This is a genomic window from Bacillus vallismortis, assembly GCF_040784915.1.
GTDB classification, from domain to species: domain Bacteria; phylum Bacillota; class Bacilli; order Bacillales; family Bacillaceae; genus Bacillus; species Bacillus subtilis_G.
Genome location: NZ_CP160797.1, coordinates 600,216 through 623,115, shown reverse-complemented (window position 1 = coordinate 623,115; position 22,900 = coordinate 600,216). Strand labels below are relative to the sequence as shown.

The 22,900-nt window shown below is 43.4% G+C and carries 23 protein-coding genes, 1 pseudogene and 1 riboswitch; of the genes and pseudogenes, 11 read left to right on the top strand and 13 right to left on the bottom strand.

The features are described 5' to 3' along the window. Positions 1–12: 12 nt before the first annotated feature. The 3 genes from celB to ABZM97_RS03250 are packed head-to-tail and all read right to left on the bottom strand — an operon-like array spanning position 13 to position 2,003. Positions 13–1,341 (bottom strand): PTS cellobiose transporter subunit IIC, encoded by a 1,329-nt coding sequence (gene celB / locus ABZM97_RS03260; RefSeq protein WP_202329034.1) that lies wholly within the window; start codon positions 1,339–1,341, stop codon positions 13–15. An 18-nt stretch (positions 1,342–1,359) separates the two neighbouring features. Then, a complete protein-coding gene (locus tag ABZM97_RS03255) occupies positions 1,360–1,692 on the bottom strand; it encodes a PTS lactose/cellobiose transporter subunit IIA (protein WP_087993592.1) in 333 nt (110 codons plus the stop codon). After that, positions 1,692–2,003, bottom strand: coding sequence for a PTS sugar transporter subunit IIB (locus ABZM97_RS03250; RefSeq protein ID WP_087993591.1), 312 nt, complete (start codon positions 2,001–2,003; stop codon positions 1,692–1,694). Before ABZM97_RS03250 ends, ABZM97_RS03255 begins: the two co-directional genes overlap by 1 nt. A gap of 175 nt (positions 2,004–2,178) precedes the next feature. Further along, positions 2,179–2,278: riboswitch (purine riboswitch) on the top strand. A gap of 54 nt (positions 2,279–2,332) precedes the next feature. On the opposite strand from ABZM97_RS03250, the gene pbuE reads away from it, so the two are divergent. Then, positions 2,333–3,499, top strand: coding sequence for a purine transporter PbuE (pbuE, locus tag ABZM97_RS03245; protein ID WP_087993601.1), 1,167 nt, complete (start codon positions 2,333–2,335; stop codon positions 3,497–3,499). Positions 3,500–3,713: 214 nt separating this feature from the next. Here the strand turns inward: pbuE and ABZM97_RS03240 are convergent, their stop codons facing one another. Beyond that, a complete protein-coding gene (locus ABZM97_RS03240) occupies positions 3,714–4,283 on the bottom strand; it encodes a YdhK family protein (protein ID WP_087993590.1) in 570 nt (189 codons plus the stop codon). Positions 4,284–4,491: 208 nt separating this feature from the next. Further along, positions 4,492–5,469 (bottom strand): HD domain-containing protein, encoded by a 978-nt coding sequence (locus tag ABZM97_RS03235; RefSeq protein WP_087993589.1) that lies wholly within the window; start codon positions 5,467–5,469, stop codon positions 4,492–4,494. A gap of 36 nt (positions 5,470–5,505) precedes the next feature. Here ABZM97_RS03235 and ABZM97_RS03230 point away from each other — a divergent pair. From ABZM97_RS03230 to ABZM97_RS03215, 4 genes and pseudogenes are all read left to right on the top strand, one after another. Further along, a pseudogene (locus ABZM97_RS03230) lies at positions 5,506–5,749 on the top strand (GNAT family N-acetyltransferase); the annotation flags it as partial. 17 nt (positions 5,750–5,766) lie between these two features. Next, positions 5,767–6,255, top strand: a complete 489-nt coding sequence (locus ABZM97_RS03225; RefSeq protein ID WP_087993588.1) for a DUF4944 domain-containing protein — start codon at positions 5,767–5,769, stop codon at positions 6,253–6,255. A 254-nt stretch (positions 6,256–6,509) separates the two neighbouring features. After that, positions 6,510–7,898 carry an alkaline phosphatase PhoB gene (gene phoB, locus ABZM97_RS03220; RefSeq protein ID WP_367387209.1) on the top strand — a complete coding sequence of 463 codons (1,389 nt, stop codon included), beginning with the start codon at positions 6,510–6,512 and terminating at the stop codon, positions 7,896–7,898. A gap of 65 nt (positions 7,899–7,963) precedes the next feature. After that, a complete protein-coding gene (locus ABZM97_RS03215) occupies positions 7,964–8,674 on the top strand; it encodes a DUF4352 domain-containing protein (protein ID WP_367387475.1) in 711 nt (236 codons plus the stop codon). Positions 8,675–8,711: 37 nt separating this feature from the next. On the opposite strand, the gene ABZM97_RS03210 is transcribed toward ABZM97_RS03215, so the two are convergent. The 3 genes from ABZM97_RS03210 to ABZM97_RS03200 all read right to left on the bottom strand — a co-directional run bounded on the left by ABZM97_RS03210 (position 8,712) and on the right by ABZM97_RS03200 (position 12,109). After that, the gene (locus tag ABZM97_RS03210; protein WP_253268858.1) at positions 8,712–9,899 is read right to left on the bottom strand and encodes a glycosyltransferase; all 1,188 of its coding nucleotides are present in this window, start codon (positions 9,897–9,899) and stop codon (positions 8,712–8,714) included. A 148-nt stretch (positions 9,900–10,047) separates the two neighbouring features. Further along, on the bottom strand, positions 10,048–11,310 hold the full coding sequence (locus ABZM97_RS03205) for a glycoside hydrolase family 18 protein (RefSeq protein WP_087993584.1): 1,263 nt from the start codon (positions 11,308–11,310) through the stop codon (positions 10,048–10,050). A gap of 124 nt (positions 11,311–11,434) precedes the next feature. Continuing rightward, positions 11,435–12,109, bottom strand: coding sequence for a GntR family transcriptional regulator (locus ABZM97_RS03200; RefSeq protein ID WP_367387208.1), 675 nt, complete (start codon positions 12,107–12,109; stop codon positions 11,435–11,437). A 248-nt stretch (positions 12,110–12,357) separates the two neighbouring features. On the opposite strand from ABZM97_RS03200, the gene ABZM97_RS03195 reads away from it, so the two are divergent. Further along, positions 12,358–13,095 (top strand): sulfite exporter TauE/SafE family protein, encoded by a 738-nt coding sequence (locus ABZM97_RS03195; protein ID WP_087993582.1) that lies wholly within the window; start codon positions 12,358–12,360, stop codon positions 13,093–13,095. Between the two features lie 25 nt (positions 13,096–13,120). Here ABZM97_RS03195 and ABZM97_RS03190 read toward each other — a convergent pair whose 3' ends face one another. From ABZM97_RS03190 to ABZM97_RS03180, 3 genes are all read right to left on the bottom strand, one after another. Then, entirely contained in the window at positions 13,121–14,329 is a 1,209-nt protein-coding gene (locus tag ABZM97_RS03190) for an MFS transporter (RefSeq protein ID WP_087993581.1), read from the bottom strand. A 189-nt stretch (positions 14,330–14,518) separates the two neighbouring features. Beyond that, a complete protein-coding gene (locus ABZM97_RS03185; RefSeq protein ID WP_087993580.1) occupies positions 14,519–14,842 on the bottom strand; it encodes an AzlD domain-containing protein in 324 nt (107 codons plus the stop codon). Next, positions 14,839–15,564, bottom strand: coding sequence for an AzlC family ABC transporter permease (locus ABZM97_RS03180; protein WP_367387207.1), 726 nt, complete (start codon positions 15,562–15,564; stop codon positions 14,839–14,841). Before ABZM97_RS03180 ends, ABZM97_RS03185 begins: the two co-directional genes overlap by 4 nt. 119 nt (positions 15,565–15,683) lie before the next feature. Between ABZM97_RS03180 and ABZM97_RS03175 the strand changes: the two genes are divergently transcribed. The 3 genes from ABZM97_RS03175 to ABZM97_RS03165 all read left to right on the top strand — a co-directional run bounded on the left by ABZM97_RS03175 (position 15,684) and on the right by ABZM97_RS03165 (position 17,461). Further along, complete coding sequence (locus ABZM97_RS03175) at positions 15,684–16,241, top strand: helix-turn-helix domain-containing protein (protein WP_289346560.1); 558 nt, start codon at positions 15,684–15,686, stop codon at positions 16,239–16,241. 80 nt (positions 16,242–16,321) lie between these two features. Then, on the top strand, positions 16,322–16,816 hold the full coding sequence (locus ABZM97_RS03170; RefSeq protein ID WP_367387206.1) for a MarR family transcriptional regulator: 495 nt from the start codon (positions 16,322–16,324) through the stop codon (positions 16,814–16,816). 15 nt (positions 16,817–16,831) lie between these two features. Further along, the gene (locus ABZM97_RS03165) at positions 16,832–17,461 is read left to right on the top strand and encodes a nitroreductase family protein (protein ID WP_087993576.1); all 630 of its coding nucleotides are present in this window, start codon (positions 16,832–16,834) and stop codon (positions 17,459–17,461) included. A gap of 39 nt (positions 17,462–17,500) precedes the next feature. Here ABZM97_RS03165 and ABZM97_RS03160 read toward each other — a convergent pair whose 3' ends face one another. Then, positions 17,501–20,167, bottom strand: coding sequence for an MMPL family transporter (locus ABZM97_RS03160; protein WP_367387205.1), 2,667 nt, complete (start codon positions 20,165–20,167; stop codon positions 17,501–17,503). Beyond that, complete coding sequence (locus ABZM97_RS03155) at positions 20,164–20,622, bottom strand: MarR family transcriptional regulator (RefSeq protein ID WP_087993600.1); 459 nt, start codon at positions 20,620–20,622, stop codon at positions 20,164–20,166. The genes ABZM97_RS03160 and ABZM97_RS03155 overlap by 4 nt, the downstream gene beginning before the upstream one ends. 165 nt (positions 20,623–20,787) lie before the next feature. On the opposite strand from ABZM97_RS03155, the gene dinB reads away from it, so the two are divergent. Both dinB and ABZM97_RS03145 read left to right on the top strand, forming a co-directional pair. Beyond that, positions 20,788–21,306: a damage-inducible protein DinB gene (gene dinB / locus ABZM97_RS03150; protein ID WP_087993574.1), complete on the top strand. Its 519-nt coding sequence runs from the start codon at positions 20,788–20,790 to the stop codon at positions 21,304–21,306. 172 nt (positions 21,307–21,478) lie between these two features. Beyond that, positions 21,479–22,855, top strand: coding sequence for an amino acid permease (locus ABZM97_RS03145; protein ID WP_087993573.1), 1,377 nt, complete (start codon positions 21,479–21,481; stop codon positions 22,853–22,855). Positions 22,856–22,900 lie beyond the last annotated feature (45 nt).

Below are 22,900 nucleotides of genomic sequence, written 5' to 3'. Positions count from 1 at the left end.
TCTCCCCTTATGTCACATTTTGATACTGTTATCATTTTGCTGAGCAGCTGTTTCCTGGACAGCCTGTTCTTTTTCTTTTGCCAGATTTAATTTATCCATTGCTTTTAGGAACGGAAACCAAATCACGAAGACAATCAGCAGATTGACAAGCTGCATCACGCCCCCCATGATCGAGTTCGTCGCCATGATGCCATTAATGAATAAAGGAACCGTCCACGGCACCGTAACACCAGTCGGAGGCGGAACGAGCCCCGCTGACATGGCCAGATAGGTGACGAGCGTAACAACCATCGGCGCCAAAACCCAAGGCACAATAATGATCGGATTCATGACAATCGGAAGCCCGAAGATAATTGGTTCGTTTACGTTAAAAATACCGGGAGCAAGGCCAAGTTTTGATACTTGTTTCATCTGCCTGCTTTTCATGAATATGAGAATGGTAAAGACAATCGCAAGCGTCATCCCGGTTCCGCCCATGCCTACTGTATAAATCTCCATAAACGGTTTTGAAATAATATGAGGGATTTCTTTTCCCGCCGTGTAAGCAGAAAGGTTTTCTACCTGCAGTGTATTCCAAATCGGGTCCATCACGGAGTTGATAATAATCTGTCCGTGCAGCCCGAAAAACCAAAGGATTTGAATGAAAAACACGGCAATCAGCGTCGGAATGATACCGCTTCCAAGTCCGACAAGCGGAGCCTGAATCGCATGATAAATGACGTCGTGCATATTTGTTTTAAATAGCTGCGTCACCAGAACGTTAATCAGCAAAAACACGGTCAATGTAATAAATGCCGGAATAAGTGCGGCGAATGATTTTGCCACAGCAGGCGGAACACCCGCAGGCATTTTGATCGTCAGGTTTTTTTGAACGATTCTTCTGTAGACTTCAGCAGAAAGAAATGCCGTAATCATACCAAGAAACATCCCTTTTGCACCGAGACGATCGACCGGGATAACCCCTGTAATGGCATCCCCTGTTTCCGGTTGAACGATAAAAGGCGTTAAGAGCAAAAAGGACACCAAAGCGATCGCGCCCCCAAATACGGCTTCGACTTGATAGCTTTTTGACAGGTAATAGCCTATCCCGAACACGACAAAGACAGACATAATGCCCATAGTCGCCGTGGAGGCAATGCCGAATTGAGACTGAAACGATGTAAGCATTGACGCATTCATAATTTTGTTTAAGAACGGCAAGTTCGTTAACACCACAAAAATGGATCCGAATATCGTAAGCGGGAAGGCCAGCATAAACGCATCTCGCAGCACTTGCAAATAGCGGTTATTGTTTAACCTCCCTGCAATTGGAACAAGGAATTGGCTGATTTTCTCGAACACCCTATCCACCCCGATTTTTTATAGATTCTTTGTTTGAAAGAGATCAAGCAGTTCTTTCACTAATTCTTTCATGGTCAATGTTGACATCAGGTGATCCTCCGAATGCATGAGCAGCAAGGAGAAATCCGCCGCTTCCCCGCCTGATTCTTTCTGTATCATTTGAAAGTGAATGTCATGGGCCGCGGATAAATCCCGCTCCGCCTTGGCAATGAGGGCATCCGCCTCTTCCTTGTTCCCTTCCTTGTAGGCGCGCAGTGATTGTATGATGCAGCTGCGGGCATTCCCGCTGTGCAGGATAAGCTGAAAACTGATTTGTTCGTCTGTTAAATCCGTGATTTTTATGTGCTCCATTATTGATTCTCCATTAATGACACTGCCTGCTCATACGCTTTTTTGCCATCTGCCATTCCGTAGGCCATCATGTCAATAACTTCAACTCGAATATTGTATTGATCCGCCTCTTTTTGCAGTTCGCTTTTCAGAAAGCTCATTTGCGGTCCGATCAAAACGGCATCCGCTTTTCTCATGTCTTCTTTCGCCTTATCTTGGCCGACAGCCCAAATCTCTGCTTCCTCTCCGATGGATTGTGCGTATTCCTTCATTTTTGTCACCAATAAACTGGTGGACATTCCTGAACTGCACGCAAGTAATATTTTTTTCAACTGCTATCCCCCCTTGTGATTAAAACGCTTACAATCATTATTATAGTCATTATTTTTTAAATGTCTATACTTTTAAAAAATAAATATAATCATATATTGGTACAGTTCATCGCTTGTACATTTTTCTATGGAAGATTCATTCATAATGTGTTACACTCATCAACAGAAACGAATCAATTGAATAGCTATGATCACTTGTATAACCTCAATAATATGGTTTGAGGGTGTCTACCAGGAACCGTAAAATCCTGATTACAAAAATTGTTTATGACATTTTTTGTAATCAGGATTTTTTTATTTGTCAAAACATTTTAGTAAAGGAGTTTGTTATGAATTTTAAAGTTTTCCTGCTTGCAGCTTCTACAATTGCAGTCGGATTGGTTGAGTTAATTGTGGGAGGAATTCTTCCTCAGATCGCAAATGATTTAGATATTTCCATTGTCTCAGCCGGGCAGCTGATCAGTGTGTTTGCGCTTGGCTATGCAGTGTCAGGGCCGCTGCTTTTGGCATTGACTGCGAAGATTGAGCGCAAGCGTTTATATTTAATTTCCTTATTTGTTTTCTTCCTTAGCAATCTTGTGGCCTATTTCAGCCCTAATTTTGCCACGCTGATGGTGTCAAGGGTATTGGCTGCGATGAGTACGGGGCTGATTGTTGTGCTTTCCTTAACGATTGCCCCGAAAATTGTAGCGCCTGAATACAGAGCGCGCGCAATCGGCATTATTTTTATGGGATTCAGTTCTGCTATCGCATTAGGCGTGCCGCTCGGAATCTTAATCAGTGATTCCTTTGGATGGCGCATTTTATTCCTTGGCATTGGACTTTTGGCGCTAGTCTCCATGCTGGTTATTTCAATCTTCTTTGAAAAAATACCGACGGAAAAAATGATACCTTTCCGAGATCAGCTCAAGACGATAGGCAATCTGAAAATCGCGAGTTCACACCTTGTCACGATGTTTACTTTAGCGGGGCACTACACGCTATACGCCTACTTTGCGCCGTTTTTAGAAGAAACTCTTCACCTGGGCTCTTTCTGGGTCAGCATTTGTTATTTCCTTTTCGGGATATCTGCTGTGTGCGGAGGTCCTTTCGGAGGAGCGCTTTCTGACCGGCTTGGTTCGTTTAAGAGCATTTTGCTGGTGACCGGTTCCTTCGCCATCATTATGTTCTTACTGCCGCTGTCAACGTCATCTATGATTTTCTTTTTACCTGTCATGGTGATTTGGGGACTTCTGAGCTGGAGCCTCGCCCCGGCTCAGCAAAGCTATTTGATAGAAATTGCGCCAGATTCGTCTGACATTCAGCAAAGCTTTAATACGTCTGCTCTCCAAGTCGGAATTGCCCTTGGCTCAGCCATTGGCGGTGTTGTTTTGAATCAGACGGATAGTGTTGTCTCAACGGCCTGGTGCGGCGGATCGATTGTCATTATCGCTGTCCTGTTTGCCTTAATTTCTTTAACAAGACCTGTCCAGACAGCAAAAAAATCCTCCTTGTAAAAAGAGGATTTCAGATTGTTGACAAAATCCTAAAACGGTTTAGTTTTAGGATTTTGTCATCTTTTCAGCGTGGTTGAAAACCCTTGAAGTCTAGGAAAGGCGAGCATTGGAGCGGAGCGAATGTCCTAATTCGTGAGCACCAACGCACAGGCTTGACAACGAATGCTAGGGTTTGTCGACACGCTGAAAATCCTCCTTGTAAAAGGAGGATTTTTTATGATTTAGCTGAAAGCTCGTCTTCGGTGACCCATTTGTGGTTTTTCACTTTTTCACCGCTAGTTGTCGATGTATAGTCAACCATGTATACGGTTGTTTTTTCGGCGGAGTCGATCTCGGCTGTTGCTCCCTTCATGCCTTTCATATGAGAAGCCTCTAAGATCACCTGATCTCCGGGGTTTAAAGTTTTCTCTCCCGCATCTTTGATCTCTTCTTGGATCACCCATTTGTGATGATCTACACGCTGTCCTCCGTTTGTCGGAGTGTAAGAGACAACATACGCCGTTGTGTCATAGGCGCCTGTCACTGTAGCTTCGGCACCTTTCATGCCTTTCATATGAGATGCATTGATGATCACTTGGCTGCCTACTTTATATTTCGGATTTTTAGATTCCTGTAATCCCTCTGGTACGTCAGCTGATCCGGAATGGTCCATTTCTTCATGTGATGATGAATCTGAATGATTTTCATGTTTATTTTCTTTTGTGCTATTGTTATTGCCGCATGCTGATAAAACAAAAACAAGAGATAACATCAGGATTCCCAGTGCTTTTTTAGAGAGTTTCATGTTCATTCTCCTTTGCTTCATTTTTTACTGTTATTTTTGCCAGCAGACAATAAAACGAATAACTGCAAGCAAATATGTCCTTTCGATAATACTATACCCCCGAACGGTATGTAAATACGCTGATATTCTCATAAAACGATCCCACAGTTTGTCCTATTCCCCTTGATTTACATAGCCAAACATGAAAAAAGCCGCTGTCACGCGGCAACTAGTGATGCAACACTTTTATATACACACCTTTTTTTGCTTTTTGATAAGCCGCCTTCCCCATCTTTCTCACCTTTTCAGAAACGTCTGAGGCTTTGATCCATTCATCTTCATGAAAAATGGATGGATCGATGAGACGCATTTTCTTCTTTTGATGGAAATCGTACTGGATGTCATCTTCTTTTACTTGGATGCCGGGATGAATATGTTTAAGCAAGCTGATTACTTCTTCATGTTTTGATGCATGCAGAATGTGGAGTACCTCTTGATCCGTTTTTAGCAGATCTTCTGCGGATATGATATTGTGCCGCAGCGCAGCCTTCAACGTTCTTGCTAAGTATTCATAGCCATATACATTCACAGGATTCAAAAAGAAATCAATCACTTCCATGTAATACACCCCGACAAACCATTCGGCGGCTTCGATACCATCCGGAAACGTCTTTCCGTTTCTCACAATAAGATGATCTAAAAAGCTTTGCGCTTCGAGCAGGCTAATGTGTCCATATCGGTACATGTCGCGCAGCGTATAGTCTATCCGATCGGCACAAAGCTCCGGAGCGGGCTGTTCCAGCAATGTCCATCTCGTATCGTCTGATAAAAGTTCTTCGGCTTCATAACCGTGTTTTTTTAGAATACCCGGGATCTCAGAGTGAACAATGACTTGTTGAAAGATGTTTTCATGATAATCTTCCTCTTCATTTTCAAAGACAACATCGATTACATGAGAAAAAGCGGTGTGTGACACATCGTGGAGCAGGCCTGCAATCTGTTCCTCTATTGTTCCTCCAAGCTTTTTGATGAGGAGCATCACGCCGATGGAGTGCTCATACCGGGTCACATTCCACTTTTGATTGACTAAAAAGCTTGCTCCGCCTTGATAGATTCCTTTTAATCGTTGCACCGGCGAGCTTTTGATAAGCTCTTCCAGCACTCCGTCTATATGATGCCGCCCGTAAATGACATCGTTGATTTCCATACCGTCACCTCAATATTTATTTTCTTATCGTTATATATTGTATATTTAGATAATATTATTGAAAAGAATGGGATCGGCTCAGCTTTACTGCTGCAGGTTGAAAAGATGGCTAAAGCTTATCACAACGAACGATAATGTACCCGATGGCGTTTTATCAAAAGAGGGGCTATCAATTTGCCGCATTGTTTCCAAACGCAGTTGAAAAAGCGAGGCGGCTCAAACCGAAGAAAACGGCATTTTGATCCGGGATGAAATTCTTTTTTCAAAGGTAATTAATTAAACGAATAGGAGTTTATTATGTCCAGTCTTTATAAATACCCTCTCATTTTCACGGCATCCCTATTATTGGTTTTCTGCTTGATCTTTTTTTCGTATCAGCTTATTCATCATCTGCGATTGGAATATCCGAATTGGCGGGGAGAAAGCAAAGATCGGAATTGGGAAGCTGTTTTTACCAAAAATGAAGATGCCCTTAACGAATACAGCGGCAATCTTTATTGGATCGGTGATACGGCTAAAGCTGACAACACTTATGTGGAATCTCTGATTGTAAAAAAAGATGATGAGGTTCTGCTGAATTCTGATACAGAAATCCCCATCCGAGATTATTCCGGCGGCACTTCCCGCGATGGAAGCGCAAAAGAGAAGTCCGTTTCTTTTTTGGAGCGATTAGATGAACATGAGCTTGAAGGCCATGATATTACGGTTGAAGTGAAATGGAAGCAAGGTGATCATTATACTGCGAGTCAGTTTTCCCTTAATGAAAAGACCTTGTTTGATCATTAAATAAAAGCAGGGATTTTTATAGAGGTCCCTGCTTTCTTTTTGTAAATTGTCATATCTCCCAGTCTCTTGATCCCCCTTGTCCCCGGCATCCAGCTTTTCTATATGCTCATCCTCACTCAGCCTGAAGGACCCCCATTGTCCCCCACTCTCTTATTCTTGTAAATCTAATCTTTATAATCGATTAATACTTGCTTAACACTTAAAAAATATAATGGGGTTGTCATTGAGATCATATATTATAGGAGGTTATCCAGTTGAAAAAATTCCCGAAAAAATTACTGCCTATCGCGGTTTTATCATGTATTGCGTTCAGCAGCTTAGCCGGCGGCAGTGTGCCTGAAGCCAGCGCCAAGGAAAAGAAAAAGGGGAATCAAGACGAAATTAAGAATGTGATCGTACTGATTGGTGATGGTATGGGTGTGTCGTATACGTCCGCTTATCGTTACTTAAAGGATAATAAAAAGACAAAGTTTGTAGAGCCTACCGCTTTTGATCAATACCTTGTCGGCCAGCAAACGACTTACCCTGAAGATCCAGAACAAAACGTAACAGATTCTGCAGCTGCGGCAACGGCTATGTCAGCTGGAGTGAAAACATATAACAATGCGATTGCGGTGGATAACGACGGATCAGAGGTCAAGACGGTTCTTGAAGCAGCGAAAGAAAAAGGAAAATCAACAGGCCTTGTGGCTACTTCAGAAATTACACACGCCACTCCCGCCTCTTTCGGTTCCCACGATCACAGCCGGAAAAACATGAATTCGATTGCCGATGATTATTTTGATGAAATGGTAAACGGTAAGCACAAAATTGATGTGCTTCTTGGCGGAGGAAAAAGCAATTTTGACCGCAAGGACCGCAATTTAATCAAGGAATTCAAAAAAGCGGGTTACAGCTATGTGGATAACCGCAAGAGCATGCTTAGAAATAAAGACAGCCAAGTTCTCGGCCTATTCGCTGACGGCGGCCTGCCTAAAATGATGGACCGTACGAAGGATATCCCTTCATTAAAAGATATGACAAACACTGCGATTAAAAAATTAAGCAAGGATAAAGACGGTTTCTTCCTCATGGTGGAAGGCAGCCAGATTGACTGGGCGGGACATGACAATGATATCGTCGCCGCCATGAGTGAGATGGAAGACTTTGAACAAGCTTTTAAGGCGGCTATTGATTTCGCCAAAAAAGACAAACACACATTGGTTGTCGCAACGGCTGACCACTCCACAGGCGGATACTCAATCGGTGCGGACGGCATCTACAACTGGTTCAGTGAACCTATTAAAGCCGCAAAGCGCACACCTGATTTTATGGCAGAAAAAATCGCTGACGGCGCAGGTGTTGAAAAAACATTAAAAACGTATATTGACCAAAAGAAATTGGCTTTAACTAAATCAGAAATTCAATCTGTTGAAAAAGCCGCAAAAACGAAAGAAGTACTTGAAATCGATAACGCGATTGAGGAGATTTTCAATAAACGCTCCCACACTGGATGGACGACAGGCGGACATACCGGTGAAGATGTTCCCGTCTACGCGTACGGGCCGTCAAGCGATGATTTTGCAGGCCAAATTGATAATACTGAAATCGCGAAAAAAGTTTTCAGCGCTTTACAATACAAGATTAAGATTAACGATAAGTAAAAGAATACAAGGTGCCCCGTTGCTTGTATGAAGTAACGGGCTCTCTTTTTAATGGAGGAATCATGATGAGAGGAATTATTTCGATTGCTGTTTTTATCGTCATGCTTGCGGGCTGCTCATCAAACGTCAATACAGAAAAACAAAATGCGGGCGAGGAGCAAGCGGTAAAAGCCACACCGCAAAGCACGTCATCTCAAAAAGACAGCAGAGATGATTATCAGCCCAATTCACAAGTCACCGATGACCGATCTTTGATGAAGGCGGGCCAAACGTTTTCTGATGACAAGGGAAAAGCTGTTTTAAAGAATATCAAGCAAGTGAATCAAACCTATAAGATTGGCGACGTGGAGTTAACAGTAAAAGAAATGAAGCTGATCCACTTGCGCCCGGACTACAGCATGATTGATTATTTTCATGTATTAACACACGATGAAGAGTTTGATTTCGTTAAGGTCTTCGTTGACATCAAGAACACATCTTCAAAAAAAGTAAATGTTGCGCCGGTTGCCTTGATGAAAACAAATACAGGGGAAACCTTTGATTGGAACAAAGATATTTATCTTGAAGAGTTGAATGGCGAATTGGAAGGCGGAGCAGAAAAGTCCGGAAATCTCGGATTTATTGTAAATGCATCAAGAGGCCATGCTCATGATGAAGATGCTGATGATAAGAAGAAAGAAAAAGAGATCAAGTGGATCGAAATCACAACAAGTGACGTCTTTGACCACAACCATCAGAAAATCAGTGATGCTCAAAAGATCAAAATCGAGTTTTAAATGACGAACTCCCGTACCAGGTACGGGAGTTTGTTGTTTATTTGTTTTTTTGACCAATCAATTCATCAATCCGCTCCATCATTTCATCCATGTCCATACACTCTTGGAAGCTTTGATTGATTTTTTGAATGCCTTCCGTATATTGATCGTGATGCATAACCTCATCTACGCCCTGTTTTAATTTTTGTACATCGACGTCATCTTTAGAAATGACATAGCCTGCATGGAGTTCCGAGAGACGCTGCGCCACCATCGGCTGATCCTTGTCATGGGGCATTACAACCAGAGGCACATTGAAATGAATGCCTTCATTTACGCTGTTCATTCCGCCGTGTGTAATAAAAACATCAGCTTGCTCCAGCACTTCAAGCTGAGGGACATACGGGGCGATGATAAAGTTTTCCGGCGCCTGCTTTAGTTTGGTCAGATCCGCTTTTTCCCCGGCAGCGATGACGACTTTTCCGTTGAAGCCGGAAAATGCATCTATACAGTGATTGAAGAATTCTTCCGTATTGTCCAGAACAGTTCCCATTGAGATATAAATGACCTTTTCATCTTTTAACTGTTCAATCGGGAAATCTGTTTTTTCCGCTCTCTTTGGAAAGCTGGGACCGATAAACAGACAGTCATCCCCAAAGCGATCGCTTTCCGGCTGAAAATAACGGCTTGTATACACTACATTTAATTCCCCTTTATTGTTCATGAATTGCACCATGTTTTTCGGGGCAACACCGTACGTTTCTTTCATTTTTGCCAAAAGGTCTTCGCACTCTTGATCCAATTCAAGCGGCGCTCCGGATTCCGGATGCAGAGGCAGGATTTTCAGATGCTCTTCGCCAAACAGGAAGGACGCCGATGAAGAGACTCCAGGAATATCTAAGAAATCCCTCACCAATTCCCCCGCGCCGAATTTATCATAATAAACAAAATCAAATTGAATGCTCTTAGATAAGTCTTTCACAATATGTAAAATATCCAGCGAGGTTTTGATATGGATTTTAAGAAACTCAAGAATTCCATTGGGTGAAGCGATTTGAATAGGTGTTGTTCGCAGCAGATCCTGATGTAGATGGACAGTTGCTCCCGCCGCTTCTAATCGTTTTTTATATTTTTCAGTTGAAATATAATGGACGTCATACCCCTTTTCGGAAAATGCTTTTGTGATGCCTAAAGTAGGGTTCACATGGCCTTCCGCGGGGAAATTTAAAATCAATACTGTTTTCATTTTGACTACTCCCTCTCACACGCTTTGTTTGATCAGACTACTACTAATCGTAAAATGGGGACGGAACGCCATGCAAGGGACAAATGATTGAATTATTCTGCGTCTCTTGTCTAAAACCTGAAAAGACACCTGGCTTTGGTGTCTTTTTTTATACCTTTCTGATCGTAAAAAATTTCCGCAAGAGCCATGGGCCTGGCGTGAAACCCAAGGTTAACTGCCAAGCGCCTATAGCTTGCAATCCGTATTCCCGGACGATCAGCATTTTCCGGCTCATGCTTCTGACATCTTCAAACCATACCTCATGCGTCCGCCCTTCTTGATCACTGTACCGGTAAAAAGGTGATTGATATTCGGCTGAATATTGGATCGGCGTTTGGTACCTCATCGCTCTTTCGATTGCGTTTTGATTTGAAATGGCTGAAGCAACAGTTCCCGGCTGGTACGGGATGATCCAGTCGTACCCATAAAGAGGGACTCCGATGATGATTTTTCTGCGCGGCACCTGCGCAATCGCAAACTCAATGGTTCTCCTGATCTCAGTAATCGGCGCTACCGGGCCCGGCTCACTTCCTGCATGATGCCAATCATAAGCCATAATAAACATATAATCGACAACTGCTCCAATCCCTCCGTAATCGTAGCCTCTCAGCCATGGGATCTGATCGCTTGTTTTTGCCGGAACAGCTATCGTCAGCACATACCCTCCTGCCTGAAGGCGGTCTCTCAGCTGACGTAAAAACCCGGTAAATAGATCACGATCCGCGGCGCTTACCTGTTCAAAATCGATTGTCACCCCCCCATATCCTCTTGTGGAAACTAAATAATAAATATTGTTAACCAGATTGGTTCTCGCTGTCGGGTTGTTCAGGACTTGGTGAACGATCTCCGTACTGAAGCCTTCTGATGTGAGATTCGTGATCGTTGCCAGCGGTGTGACTCGTCTTTGCCATGTTGTCTCAATCGCGGCCTTATCATTTAATTGGTTTGCAATGTCGCCATTAGGTGCAATATGGTATTCGAAAATCGAAATCGAAGACGAGTATGGCGCAAAGTCATTAATTAACTCCCGATCGAGATCAGGATTTCGGAGCACATAAAAACTCAGCGTCCCCGCAATGTAATTTGAGATAGAAGGGATCGTTATTTTTGCTCCGACTTGCAAAGCATTTGGGCTGATGCCCGGGTTTGCGGCCCGCAGTCGCTCTAATGGAACAAACGCTTTTTCCGCAATGGCGGTCAGCGTGTCTCCCGGCTGCACTGTATATACATAAAGAGGGATTAGCAGAGCCTGCCCCGGCACGATATTCGTTTCGTCTAACCCATTCACACCCCGGATTTGATCAACAGCAGCATCGTATCTTCTGCCTATGGAAAACAAAGAATCACCAGGCCGGACGATATGGATAAACATGTGTAACCCCCATTATTCGTTAGTCAATCTATCATAAAATCTTATTACCATAATCCCTTATATATGTTAGTGAGCGCAAAAAAACCAAGGGGCAAGATTCCCCTTGGGACGGATCACACAATAATCAATTCTCTTTTCTTTCTTCAAGCAAATGCTTCAAGTGCTCACAGTCATGATTGAAATGAGCCTCCACATACTGTTTGGCTGCTTTTTTGTTTTTCTTTTTCACTTCTTCAAATATTTTGCGGTGTTCACTCAGTATCGTTTCTGCACGGTGGTCGCCAGTATAATTAAGGATTCTGCAAAAGTGAATCAGATCATTTACATGCTCAAGCAAATTGTTCAAATGTTTGTTATGGCTAAAATCGACAAGCAGCTCATGAAACTTTTGGTTTAAACTGATGATTTCCGTATCTTCCATTCCGTTGTGAATGGCTTTTTCTGTTTCTTCAAGCTGTTTTTCAAGAATGGCAAGCTCTTCCTCATCCGCTTCGTCTATGACTAACTCAACTGCCAGCTGCTCCAGCGGAATTCTGATTTTATAAATCTCATCTACATCTTTTGCCGTTAACGACGTAATAGAAAATCCATTTCGGTCATCTGCTTTTAACAAACCGTCTTTTTCAAGCAGCCGCATGGCTTCCCTTATTGGAGAGCGGCTGACACCAAAGCTTTTCGCCAGCTGGGTTTCGTTTATCCGTTCCCCCGGCTTAAAAGTTCCGTTGAAGATCATTTTTTTCAGTTGGTTATAAAATTGCAGGTAGTAAGGAGTCGGTTTGTCTAATTTAAAATCGTCCATATATAATACCTCTTTTGAATATATTCATGGGCTTTTCTTCATGAAAATCATATAACAGATGGTAATGGGAAGCAATAAACTGCCTTGTCAAATCTCAGAATTCGGGGTACGATATGTTTGCTGAACGACGGTCGACGGACTACTGACAACTGAAAAATCGGCATGTTTTTTCATCGTCAATAGAACACCATACCTCCGCCAGAATAGCACTTATTACATTTTTAGACCTTTTCAATGGAGGAAAAAATATGCTCATTATTCTTGTTATGTTTCTTCTCGGGATTATTTTAGGCTTTATAGGTGCCGGGGGTGCAGGCTTTGTCATTGCACTTTTAACTCTTCTTTTCCATGTTCCTATTCATACGGCTTTAGGCACTTCCCTCGCCGGGATGGCTTTCACCAGCTTATCAGGGGCATACAGCCACTATCGTGAAGGCAACATTCAAATGAAAATCGGCTTAATAGTCGGATGCTTTGCTGCGGTCGGCTCATTTTTCGGCGCCAAACTGACATCGTTCATTCCGGCTGATTTGCTTCATTATTTGACGGCGGGAATGTTGTTTTTATCAGCGATTCTCATTTTAATCAGATTGTTTCTTTTAAAAGAGAAGGCTCAAATGAATCAGAGCCATCTTTCAACGTATACGAGAGCGGTCATCTTAGGAATTGTTTCCGGCGTTCTTTCCGGCACATTCGGCATAGGGTCGGCGCCTTTTATTCAAATCGGTTTAATGATCATGCTGAACCTGTCTATTCGCCATTCTGTCGGAACGACGATGCTTGTGATCATTCCCCTCGCTGTAGGTGGAGGAATCGGATACATTACAGAAGGTTTTGTCGATTATATACTGCTGATCAAAGTCTTGGTCGGCACGATGTGCGGTGCCTATGTAGGTGCGAAATTCACCAACCTTATGCCAAAGGTGGTTCTGAAATCGGCCATCTTCTTGACTCCGGCGATTGCGGGCCTGCTGTTATTATTCTAACTAAAACAAAAAACCTGACGCCATGTCAGGTTTTTTGCTCCGCTCGTTCTTTCGTTAATCCAAAAAACGCCAGCGAGCCGATGACCGCTGTCACAAACATGATCGCTCCCATTGGAATGGCAGTCGTTTCATTAATGCCTACAAACGGGGAGACGATCGATCCGAGGAGAAGCGGCAGCATGCCGAGCAGCGCGCTTGCGCTTCCGGCTCGGTGCCCCTGCTTCTCCATGGCCAGCGTAAACGTGCTGGTCAAAACCATGCCAATTGTAATCATGTAAATGAAGATGGATATGACTAGTGTGGCCAGAGGGCCGTGAATCATGGTCATAGTCAAAAGCACAGCCGTCGCAATCATAGCTGTAATGACCGCTATGCGAAGCAGTTTTTTTTCATGGATGATTCCGCCAAAGCGCCCGATCATAAAGCTGCCCGATATAATCGCCAGGCCGTTAATGCCAAACAGAATACTAAACACCTGCGGCGACACCCCGTAAATACCCTGGTATACAAATGGGGTACCGGACACATATGCAAAGCTTCCTCCATGTATAAACCCAACAGTTAACGCGTACCCCATAAAGGACCGATCCTTCAGCAGGCTGCCCATCGTTTTGACAGATGTTCCGATTGAGCTTGGAATCCTTTTTTCCGGCGGCAGCGTTTCTTTTAGTCTAAATGCAATCAAAAGAACAAGTAAAAATCCGATGATCGTTAACAAGTGAAAAATCGTATGCCACGTTGCAAATGGCAAAAGCAAAATGGCGCCGCCTGTCATAGGTGCTACCATTGGCGCAACTGCTGTAATGACCATTAACAGTGAGAAAAATTTAGAAAGCTCTCTTCCGGTAAACACATCGCGGACGATGGCGCGAGACAGCACAAGCCCTGCTGAAGCTGTGAACCCCTGTAAAAAACGCGCAGCCACTAATGTTGTAATATTGGGCGACAGCGCACAAAACAGAGAAGATAGCGCAAATAAAAAAATACAGATTAATAGCGGCTTCCGTCTTCCCTGCGCATCACTGACCGGCCCGACAATCAGCTGGCCGATGGTAAGCCCGACCAGACAGGCTGTTAAACTTAACTGTACAAGTGAAGCGCTTGCTGATAAATCATTCGCGATTTCAGGAAAACTTGGCAAATACATATCGATATTAAGCGGGCCCAATATAGCAAGCATGCCGAGCAGAAACGCCAATGCCAAGCGTTCTTTTCCAGTTGGGTTTTGCAGCATGTTATCAAACCTTCCCTTCAACCTAGTCCCTTATGTAAGATGTCAACTTCAACGATAGATTGAAGCTATAAAAACATTTGTATATTGTATCATAACTTTCAGTCTGTGAAAGCCGCTTAAAGCTTGAACGAAAGACACAAAAAAATCAGGGTCTTCTGCCCTGATCAAGTAAGTGCCGATCCTCTTGTTTTATGCCCATAATCGCAAACCCGCCATAAGAAGAACGCCGGTGATCACAGTAATGGATAAACTTTTCGTTTTCATCGCAATCAAGAGAGTCGGGATCAAGATAACGGCTGCGGGCCAATTCAATTGAAGAGTATCATTTGACTGAATCATACAATCCTTTACGACAAGTGCTGTCAATATACAGACCGGCACATAGGAAAGCCACTTGAGCACGGGCTTCGGCAAAGTGATATTTCGAACAACTAAAAAGGGAATGACGCGGGGAATCATCGTGACCAGCGCACAGCCGATAATCACCATCAAGATGTATATATTGACACTCATTTATCCGTCACCACCCCGATTGTGGCTACGATAACCGTTGATATGATGACCGCAAGATGAGACGGCATAAAGAAAGAAAAAACAACCATGGCAATCACCATATAGATCATGAGTGATACATAATGTTTAAGCTTCGCCGGCACAACATGTTCCAGTTGAAGAACCAGCAGCGCTAAAAACATAGCCGTCACCGCAAAATCCAGTCCGAACGATTCCGGATCGGTAATCCACTTGCCAAAAACAGCCCCCGCCGCACAAGACAGCACCCAGCACGCATATGCTGTAAGATTTAAACCGAACATCCAGCGATCGTTAATGGGCTCGTTTTTGACAATCTTATTTGAAGCAACACCGAACGATTCATCTGTCACCATCATGCCGATACCTACATTTTTCGCCAGTGAATACTTTGAAAAATGAGGAGCAAGCGCGGCGCTTAATAGAAAATTCCGCAAATTCACAATAAACGTAGTCAGAATAATGGCGGACATCGGGCTGTTCGCCGCTAACAACGCACACATAATGAACTGGGCGCCGCCTGCAAAAACCAATCCTGACATTAACACAATTTCCATTACGCTTAAATGCGACGCAACCCCCACGATTCCGAGAGCCAAGCCTACACTGATGTAACCGATCAGCGTCGGAACACAATCTTGAAATCCTTGCAAGAATGTTGGCTCGTCAGTTTTTGTATGAGTCATTTCTTTTTCAGATATCATTCTGTCCTCCTCCTCGTCTAACATATTATACACACGTATGTTATAACTGACAACAGAATGTGATAACAGACTTCCATATGTTATAATAAAAGCGAATATGGACGTAAGGAGATACATGTATGGATGATATCCAAGCCATTATTGCAATGAATCTGGTCAAACTTAGAAAAAACAGAAACCTGACTCTTGATCAAGTTTCTGAATTAACGGGTGTCAGCAAAGCGATGCTCGGACAAATCGAAAAAGGAAAGTCCACCCCGACTGTCACTACACTATGGAAGATCGCAAACGGGCTTCAAGTCTCCTTTTCTGTATTTCTGAAAGAAGACAAGCCGATAGTTAGAAAAATTAATCTGAGGGATATTGAACCTGTTACAGATAATGAAGAAAACTACAGCGTCTACCCTTTTTTCCCCTACAATCCTGAAACAAAGTTTGAAATTTACGTTGTTGATCTGAAACCTGGATGTATTCATGAAGCAAAAACACATTTAGGAGAAGAATATCTTTTCATTAAAGAAGGCGAATTAACGGTTAATCTGCAGGGCCAGGAGCACATGCTCGCTTCAGGAGACGCCCTGCAGTTTACAGGGTCAACCCCGCACAGCTACATCAATTCTTCTGAAGACACGGCCAGCTTTTTTCTGCTGATGTTTTATCCTGAACCGCAAGAATAACCCAAAACCTCCCTTCACATCTGGGGGGTTTTTCAAATATGCAAATGGCTTGCAAGTTGAAATCAATCATTGTATATTAATTGATGAGTCAATCATTGATATATCAATTAATTATGTTGACAAGAAAGAAGGGATGGGTTTTGGCGTCATTTTGTTCAGAGGAAGCCGAGATTTTATATCAGCTGCAAGGCGTGAACAAGGTGATTGGCGTGAAGTTCGAGGCATGCACGGGTATCAGCCAATCTCGTTTGGAATTGCTGTCATTGCTTTATCATGCAGATGAGATCAGTCAAAGCGACCTTCAAAAGAAAGTAAATATTGATAGCGCCGCCGTCACTAGACACCTAAAACAGCTGGAAGCCAAAGGCATGGTCTCAAGACGGCGCAAACCTGAGGACAACCGCATCACCCTTGTTCGGTTAACAGATCGAGGAAGAGAGCGGATCGAGTCTTCTAAGCAAGAAAAGGAGCGTTTCATGAAGGAAATGCTCGCAAATGTAAGTGCAGACGAGCGCCGCCTGCTCATTGATGTGCTGGCGCGTATGCGTAACAACATAGACAATATCGAAGCTTAAGAGGAGTGTATCAACATGATCAAAACAAACGATTTTATGGAAATTATGAAAGGCCGCCGTTCTATTCGCAACTATGATCCGACGGTGAAAATCAGCAAAGAAGAGATGACAGCAATCTTAGAAGAATCAACAACGGCGCCATCTTCTGTCAACGCTCAGCCATGGCGTTTTCTCGTCATCGACAGCCCGGAAGGAAAAGAAAAGCTCGCACCGCTTGCAAGCTTCAACCAAACGCAAGTCACAACATCATCTGCTGTCATCGCTGTATTTGCAGACATGAACAATGCTGACTATCTAGAAGAAATCTATTCAAAAGCGGTGGAACTCGGTTATATGCCGCAGGAGGTAAAAGACAGACAAATCGCCGCGCTGACAGCTCATTTTGAAAAGCTTCCGGCGCAGGTGAACCGCGAAACGATCCTGATTGACGGCGGTCTCGTTTCAATGCAGCTGATGCTGACTGCACGCGCGCACGGCTACGATACAAACCCGATCGGCGGATACGATAAAGAAAACATCGCGGAAACCTTCGGATTAGATAAAGAACGTTATGTACCGGTCATGCTTCTTTCTATCGGAAAAGCAGCAGACGAAGGCTATGCTTCCTACCGTTTGCCAATTGATACAATTGCAGAATGGAAGTAAAACAAAGAGCCCAGACTCATTTCTGGGCTCTTTTCTCTATTATTCTTTGATTTTCTTCCTTCTAAATGGCCACCAGTTGCCTTCTCCAAAGGTCACGATGATTGCCGGCATAAAGAGCGGAAGAATGACGAGGCCGTAAAGCAACAGTCCGATAATGATAACACTTGCCACCTGCATCAGCGTATTGACGCCCGAGGGCATCATCGCCGCGAACGTGCCGGCCAAAATAATGGCCGCCGTAATAATGACTGATCCCATTTTGCTCATTGATCTGATGACACCTTGTTCAATGCCAAGGTGCACCTCTTCCTTAAATCGGTCAAGCAAGAAGATCGAATAATCTACGCCTAACGCGATCAAGATGACAAAGCTGAAGAATGGTACTGCCCAGCTGACGCCGGCATTTCCCAGGCCGTTCACAAAAATCAATTCTGTTATGGAGATCGACGTATAGTATGTCAGCAGCAATGACGCGATCATATAAATCGGCATGATCATCGAGCGGAATAAAATGGTTAATACAATAAACAGACCTATAATCATAATCACCATTGTTCTGGAGAAGTCCGTTGTGGACAGCTCTTTTAAGTCCGCATTCACGCTCGTGACCCCGCCGTATACGATCTGTGCGTCCTCGAGAGGAGTGCCGTCAACTTCGTTTGCTACAGCTTTTTTGATTTGGTTCATTGTTGTAATGGCCTGTTCTGAATAAGGATTAGAATCCAGGACGACGCTTAATTGCACGCCTTTGCCATCTGCAAATGAATATTGATCAATTGACTTCTTAAAGTCTTTATCTTTCATGACTTGATCAGGAATGAATATGCCTGTATCCCTTACGGTTGAGCTTTTGCTCATATCCTCTAACATATCACTGGAAGCTGTTATGCCGTCAGTGATTTTCGTCAGGCCATCATTTGCGCTCTTCACGCCTGCAGCCAGCTTCTTCAGGCTTTCTGTCAGCGTTCCGGCTTGTGCCTGCTGGCCTGAGAGCTGCTGGTCCGCTTGTTCAAGGCCGGTTTGAATCTGTCCAAGCTGTCCGCTGATTGCCGTAAGCTGCTGTACGGTCTGTACGGTCTGTGCGGTATTGCCGGTTTGGGAAATCTGTTTGCTCACAAGCTGCAGCTGCTGATTGATTTTGTCTAAACCGTCTGCCGCATCACCCAGTGAACCGCCGGAGCTGCTATTTGAGGCTGAGCCCGTTTGCCCCGCCATTTGATTCATTCCGTTTTCTATATCCGTTAAACCGCTCTGGACATCGGCAATTCCTTTACCCGTCTTATCCAGCCCGTCTGAAACCAAGCCTAGCTGTTTATCAATATATAAATCTTTGATTTTTTCTCCAGTCGGCTGCGTGATGGTCATGACAGAGTCCACATGATCGACTTTCTCAATCGCTTTGCTGACATTTCCGAGATAAGGGATTGTATCAGCTGTTGAGAGTTCTTTGTCTCCTTTCACGACAACATTGATCGGGAACGCTTTCCCTTCACCGAATCCATCTTTGATAGCCTCAAGAGCTTTTATTGATTTATAATCGCTGCTGATCTCTGCAGTCGAATCGAATGAAATCTGGTCATCATAGGTCAAGATGAACGGAAGCGTGATGATCACCGTAATGACAATAAACAGAAACGGACGCACAACCGAATGTCTGCCGAGAAACGCCCATAATTTATTATCACTGTGCGACAGCACTTTCTTAGAAGGCCAGAATAACTTTTCACCCAGTGTCACCATAAATAATGGCAGCAGTGTATAGAGGATGATCATTAAAATTCCCACACCGACTGCGACTCCTACTGCTGATTGGAAAATCGCAAACTTCGCAAAGCCTAACGCAGAAAACCCGATCAATACCGCAAATCCGCTGATAAATAAGGTTTTTCCCCCTGTACGATAAGCGATTAACGCCGCTTCTTTTTTTTCATGTCCATTTGCCAATTCTTCACGGAATCGGGTCAGAAGCAGTATGCAGTAATCTGTTCCGATGCCGAACAGGATGGCGACTAAGAAGGTTTGCGTAAACGTCGAGATAGGAAAATCAACATTGTACACGAGAATGCCCAATATGGATTGACTGATCAGATATGAAAACCCGACAACCACAATCGGGATAAAAGGCGTCACAACAGAGCGGAACACGATCAGCAGTAAACCGATGATCAAGCAGACTGTGATCACTTCCGTTTTCTTGAGCCCTTCCTCTGAACTGTGGGCGAAATCCTGATTGATGAGGGAGGCTCCCGTTATATATGCCGTCAAATCATCAGGGACGATTTTATACATGTCATCCGCGATTTTTTCCGCCTTTTTATCAGAACCTGTAATCGTGACAGGAACGAGGATGGTTTTCTTGTCTTTCGAGATTAATTGGTCTTTGACTTCTTTTTCCGCTGTAAGAGGAGACGTTACATCTTCTACACCGTCGATCTTTTTGACTTTATCGATCATTGTGCGGAGCTGATCTTCTGTCTCTTTTTTCAAAGCGTGGTCTAATGTAAAGACCATACTGATCAAATTATTGTCTTCTCCCGCTTGTTTTAAAATGGCATTTGCTTTTTCTGAAACAGCATCAGCGGGAAGCTGGGCCTGCCCCTTTTGATTCGCCAGCTCCGTTACGTTCGGAGAAAACAAACTCAGTATAACGGTAAGTGCTAATATAGAGGCTGCAATCGCCCACTTGAATTTGATGATTGCTCTCATTCGGCAGGATCTCCTCCTTTAAATTTGCTTTTTAGAATGGTGAATATCTCTATGATAGAGTGTAAGTGTTCCTCATCTATATCATCGATTAGCTCTTTAAGAGCGTTAAAGATGGCTGAATCTAATTTTCCCAGGATGTTTTCACCGCTGGCTGTGATGTGAATAAGCTTAGAGCGCTTATCACTTTTTGCCGGACAGTCATCCCATTCAACCAATCCTTTTTCAAGCAGCTTTTTCAGTCTGTTCGAAATCGCGCTCTTATGTACATTTTGATACATGGCCAGGCTGCCGGGAGAGGTTGGTCCTTTGACTTTTAAAATTTTTAACAGGTCCGCCTGTTCTCTGGAGATATGCTTGAAGACATCCTGATTGATTTCACGATGCACAAACTCTGTCCCTTCTAGTAATACTTCCACAAACAGGTTTATCGCCTGACATAGCTTTTGTTCATTCAACATCTTCCCCTCCTCATTATAGTTTAGACCTCTAAACTATATGATCAATGTCAATTAGTTTATTCCTCTAAACTAGGTCTGTCAACCTATTTTATTCACAAACACTCCACAAAGAACACCTGTTCGTGTACAATAGAATTATAAACACGAAGGGAGAAAATCCACATGCCAGATTTTCCACTACATTTTTATGAATATAACGTATGGGCTAATCAGCAAATATTCAACCGGTTAAAAGAGCTTCCAAAAGAGGTCTATCGCCAAGACATTCAAAGTGTGTTTCCGTCGATAGCCCATGTGTTGTCTCATATTTACCTCTCCGACCTCGGCTGGATTGAAGTGTTTTCCGGCAAAAGTATGAACGATGCTCTCGCATTAGCTGAACAGCTTAAAGAACAGACAGAGGCAAAAGAAATGGAGGAGATGGAAGCTCTGTTTCTGGAGTTATCCGAGCGCTACACATTATGTTTACAGCAAAACGAACAGATCGATAAACCCCTCCAGATTCAAAACCCCTCAGCCGGAATCATGCAAACGACTGTTTCCGAGCTGGTTCCTCACGTTGTTAATCACGGGACATACCACCGCGGCAATATCACAGCAATGCTGCGGCAGGCAGGATATGCATCCGCTCCGACAGATTATGGGCTCTACCTGTATTTGAAAAAAACAGAAATGGCATAAAACGACTGCGGCTCACTAAATGGAGCCGCTTTTTATAATGAATTTTTTCAAAAAACATTAAAATTTCTTTTCATTTACCTTTATAGTAAAAAAGATAGAAATTTTAGTGTTATAATAATCATTAAAAACGTATTGCTGACTCAAAACAATTTTCAATGGAGGAACACACAAAGTGACAGACGATATGACGAAAGATAATATAAATCAGCAAACCTTGGAGAGAGGCTTAAAAAACAGGCACATCCAGCTCATCGCCATCGGCGGTGCTATTGGGACGGGGTTATTTCTCGGCTCAGGAAAATCAATTCATTTTGCCGGCCCGTCCATTTTATTTGCCTACTTGATCACAGGAATCATTTGCTTTTTAATTATGAGATCTCTTGGTGAACTGCTGTTATCGAATTTGAACTATCACTCTTTTGTTGATTTTGTACAAGACTATTTAGGCGATATGGCAGCCTTTATCACCGGCTGGACATACTGGTTCTGCTGGATTTCCATTGCGATGGCAGATCTGACAGCCGTCGGGCTTTACACTCAATATTGGCTTCCGGGTGTGCCGCAATGGGTGCCCGGCTTAATCGCTCTGATTGTTTTAATGATTATGAACCTGGCAACTGTTAAGCTTTTTGGAGAATTAGAATTTTGGTTTGCTTTAATTAAAGTCATTGCCATTTTGGCGCTGATCGCTATCGGTCTTGTGATGATCTTTAAAGGGTTTCCCACTAGCTCAGGAGCCTCCAGTTTCACAAATCTCTGGAGCCACGGAGGTATGTTCCCGAATGGAATGCACGGGTTTATCCTCTCGTTCCAGATGGTTGTGTTTGCCTTTGTCGGCATTGAGCTGGTCGGACTTACAGCCGGTGAAACAGAAAACCCTGAAAAAGTCATCCCTAAGGCGATCAACAATATCCCTATCCGGGTGCTGCTTTTCTATATCGGTGCTCTTCTTGTCATTATGAGCATCTATCCTTGGAATGTTATCAATCCCAGCGAAAGCCCATTCGTACAGGTATTTGTCGCGGTCGGCATCGTCGCGGCAGCAAGTATTATTAACTTTGTTGTGTTGACATCCGCTGCTTCTGCATGCAACAGCGCTGTGTTCAGTACAAGCCGTATGATCTATTCCCTGGCGAAAGATAATAATGCGCCTGAATCAATGGCGAAACTGACTCCGCGTAAAGTACCCAGAAATGCGTTGTTCTTTTCAGCTATCGTGATTTTAATCGGTGTCACGCTAAACTACATCATGCCAGAAGGCGTATTCACCCTGATCACAAGCATTTCCACCGTCTGCTTTATCTACATTTGGGGTATTACGGTCATCTGCCATATGAAATACCGGAAAACAAGACCTGAATTAGCGAAAACAAATAAGTTTAAGCTTCCGCTTTATCCGTTTTCAAACTACCTGATTCTTGCGTTTCTGGCGTTTATCATTGTTGTTTTAGCATTAGCTCAGGATACTCGAATTTCCTTATTTATCACGCCGGTTTGGTTTATTTTGCTGATTGTGGTTTATAAAGTGAGAAAAGCAAAGCATCAATAAGACTCGCAGCTCCTGCCTCAAAAATGAGAGCAGGAGTTTTTTGAT

What these genes read in the sequence shown, in the direction of transcription:
- ABZM97_RS03185 (WP_087993580.1), bottom strand. Translation starts at nt 14,842, where the DNA reads ATGAGTGTCAATATATACATCTTGATGGTGATTATCGGCTGTGCGCTG.
- ABZM97_RS03215 (WP_367387475.1), top strand. Translation starts at nt 7,964, where the DNA reads ATGAGAGGAATTATTTCGATTGCTGTTTTTATCGTCATGCTTGCGGGC.
- ABZM97_RS03165 (WP_087993576.1), top strand. Translation starts at nt 16,832, where the DNA reads ATGATCAAAACAAACGATTTTATGGAAATTATGAAAGGCCGCCGTTCT.
- dinB (WP_087993574.1), top strand. Translation starts at nt 20,788, where the DNA reads ATGCCAGATTTTCCACTACATTTTTATGAATATAACGTATGGGCTAAT.
- ABZM97_RS03205 (WP_087993584.1), bottom strand. Translation starts at nt 11,310, where the DNA reads ATGTTTATCCATATCGTCCGGCCTGGTGATTCTTTGTTTTCCATAGGC.
- ABZM97_RS03210 (WP_253268858.1), bottom strand. Translation starts at nt 9,899, where the DNA reads ATGAAAACAGTATTGATTTTAAATTTCCCCGCGGAAGGCCATGTGAAC.
- ABZM97_RS03190 (WP_087993581.1), bottom strand. Translation starts at nt 14,329, where the DNA reads ATGCTGCAAAACCCAACTGGAAAAGAACGCTTGGCATTGGCGTTTCTG.
- ABZM97_RS03225 (WP_087993588.1), top strand. Translation starts at nt 5,767, where the DNA reads ATGTCCAGTCTTTATAAATACCCTCTCATTTTCACGGCATCCCTATTA.
- ABZM97_RS03175 (WP_289346560.1), top strand. Translation starts at nt 15,684, where the DNA reads ATGGATGATATCCAAGCCATTATTGCAATGAATCTGGTCAAACTTAGA.
- ABZM97_RS03200 (WP_367387208.1), bottom strand. Translation starts at nt 12,109, where the DNA reads ATGGACGATTTTAAATTAGACAAACCGACTCCTTACTACCTGCAATTT.
- ABZM97_RS03195 (WP_087993582.1), top strand. Translation starts at nt 12,358, where the DNA reads ATGCTCATTATTCTTGTTATGTTTCTTCTCGGGATTATTTTAGGCTTT.
- pbuE (WP_087993601.1), top strand. Translation starts at nt 2,333, where the DNA reads ATGAATTTTAAAGTTTTCCTGCTTGCAGCTTCTACAATTGCAGTCGGA.
- ABZM97_RS03240 (WP_087993590.1), bottom strand. Translation starts at nt 4,283, where the DNA reads ATGAAACTCTCTAAAAAAGCACTGGGAATCCTGATGTTATCTCTTGTT.
- ABZM97_RS03160 (WP_367387205.1), bottom strand. Translation starts at nt 20,167, where the DNA reads ATGAGAGCAATCATCAAATTCAAGTGGGCGATTGCAGCCTCTATATTA.
- ABZM97_RS03180 (WP_367387207.1), bottom strand. Translation starts at nt 15,564, where the DNA reads ATGATATCTGAAAAAGAAATGACTCATACAAAAACTGACGAGCCAACA.
- ABZM97_RS03235 (WP_087993589.1), bottom strand. Translation starts at nt 5,469, where the DNA reads ATGGAAATCAACGATGTCATTTACGGGCGGCATCATATAGACGGAGTG.
- ABZM97_RS03255 (WP_087993592.1), bottom strand. Translation starts at nt 1,692, where the DNA reads ATGGAGCACATAAAAATCACGGATTTAACAGACGAACAAATCAGTTTT.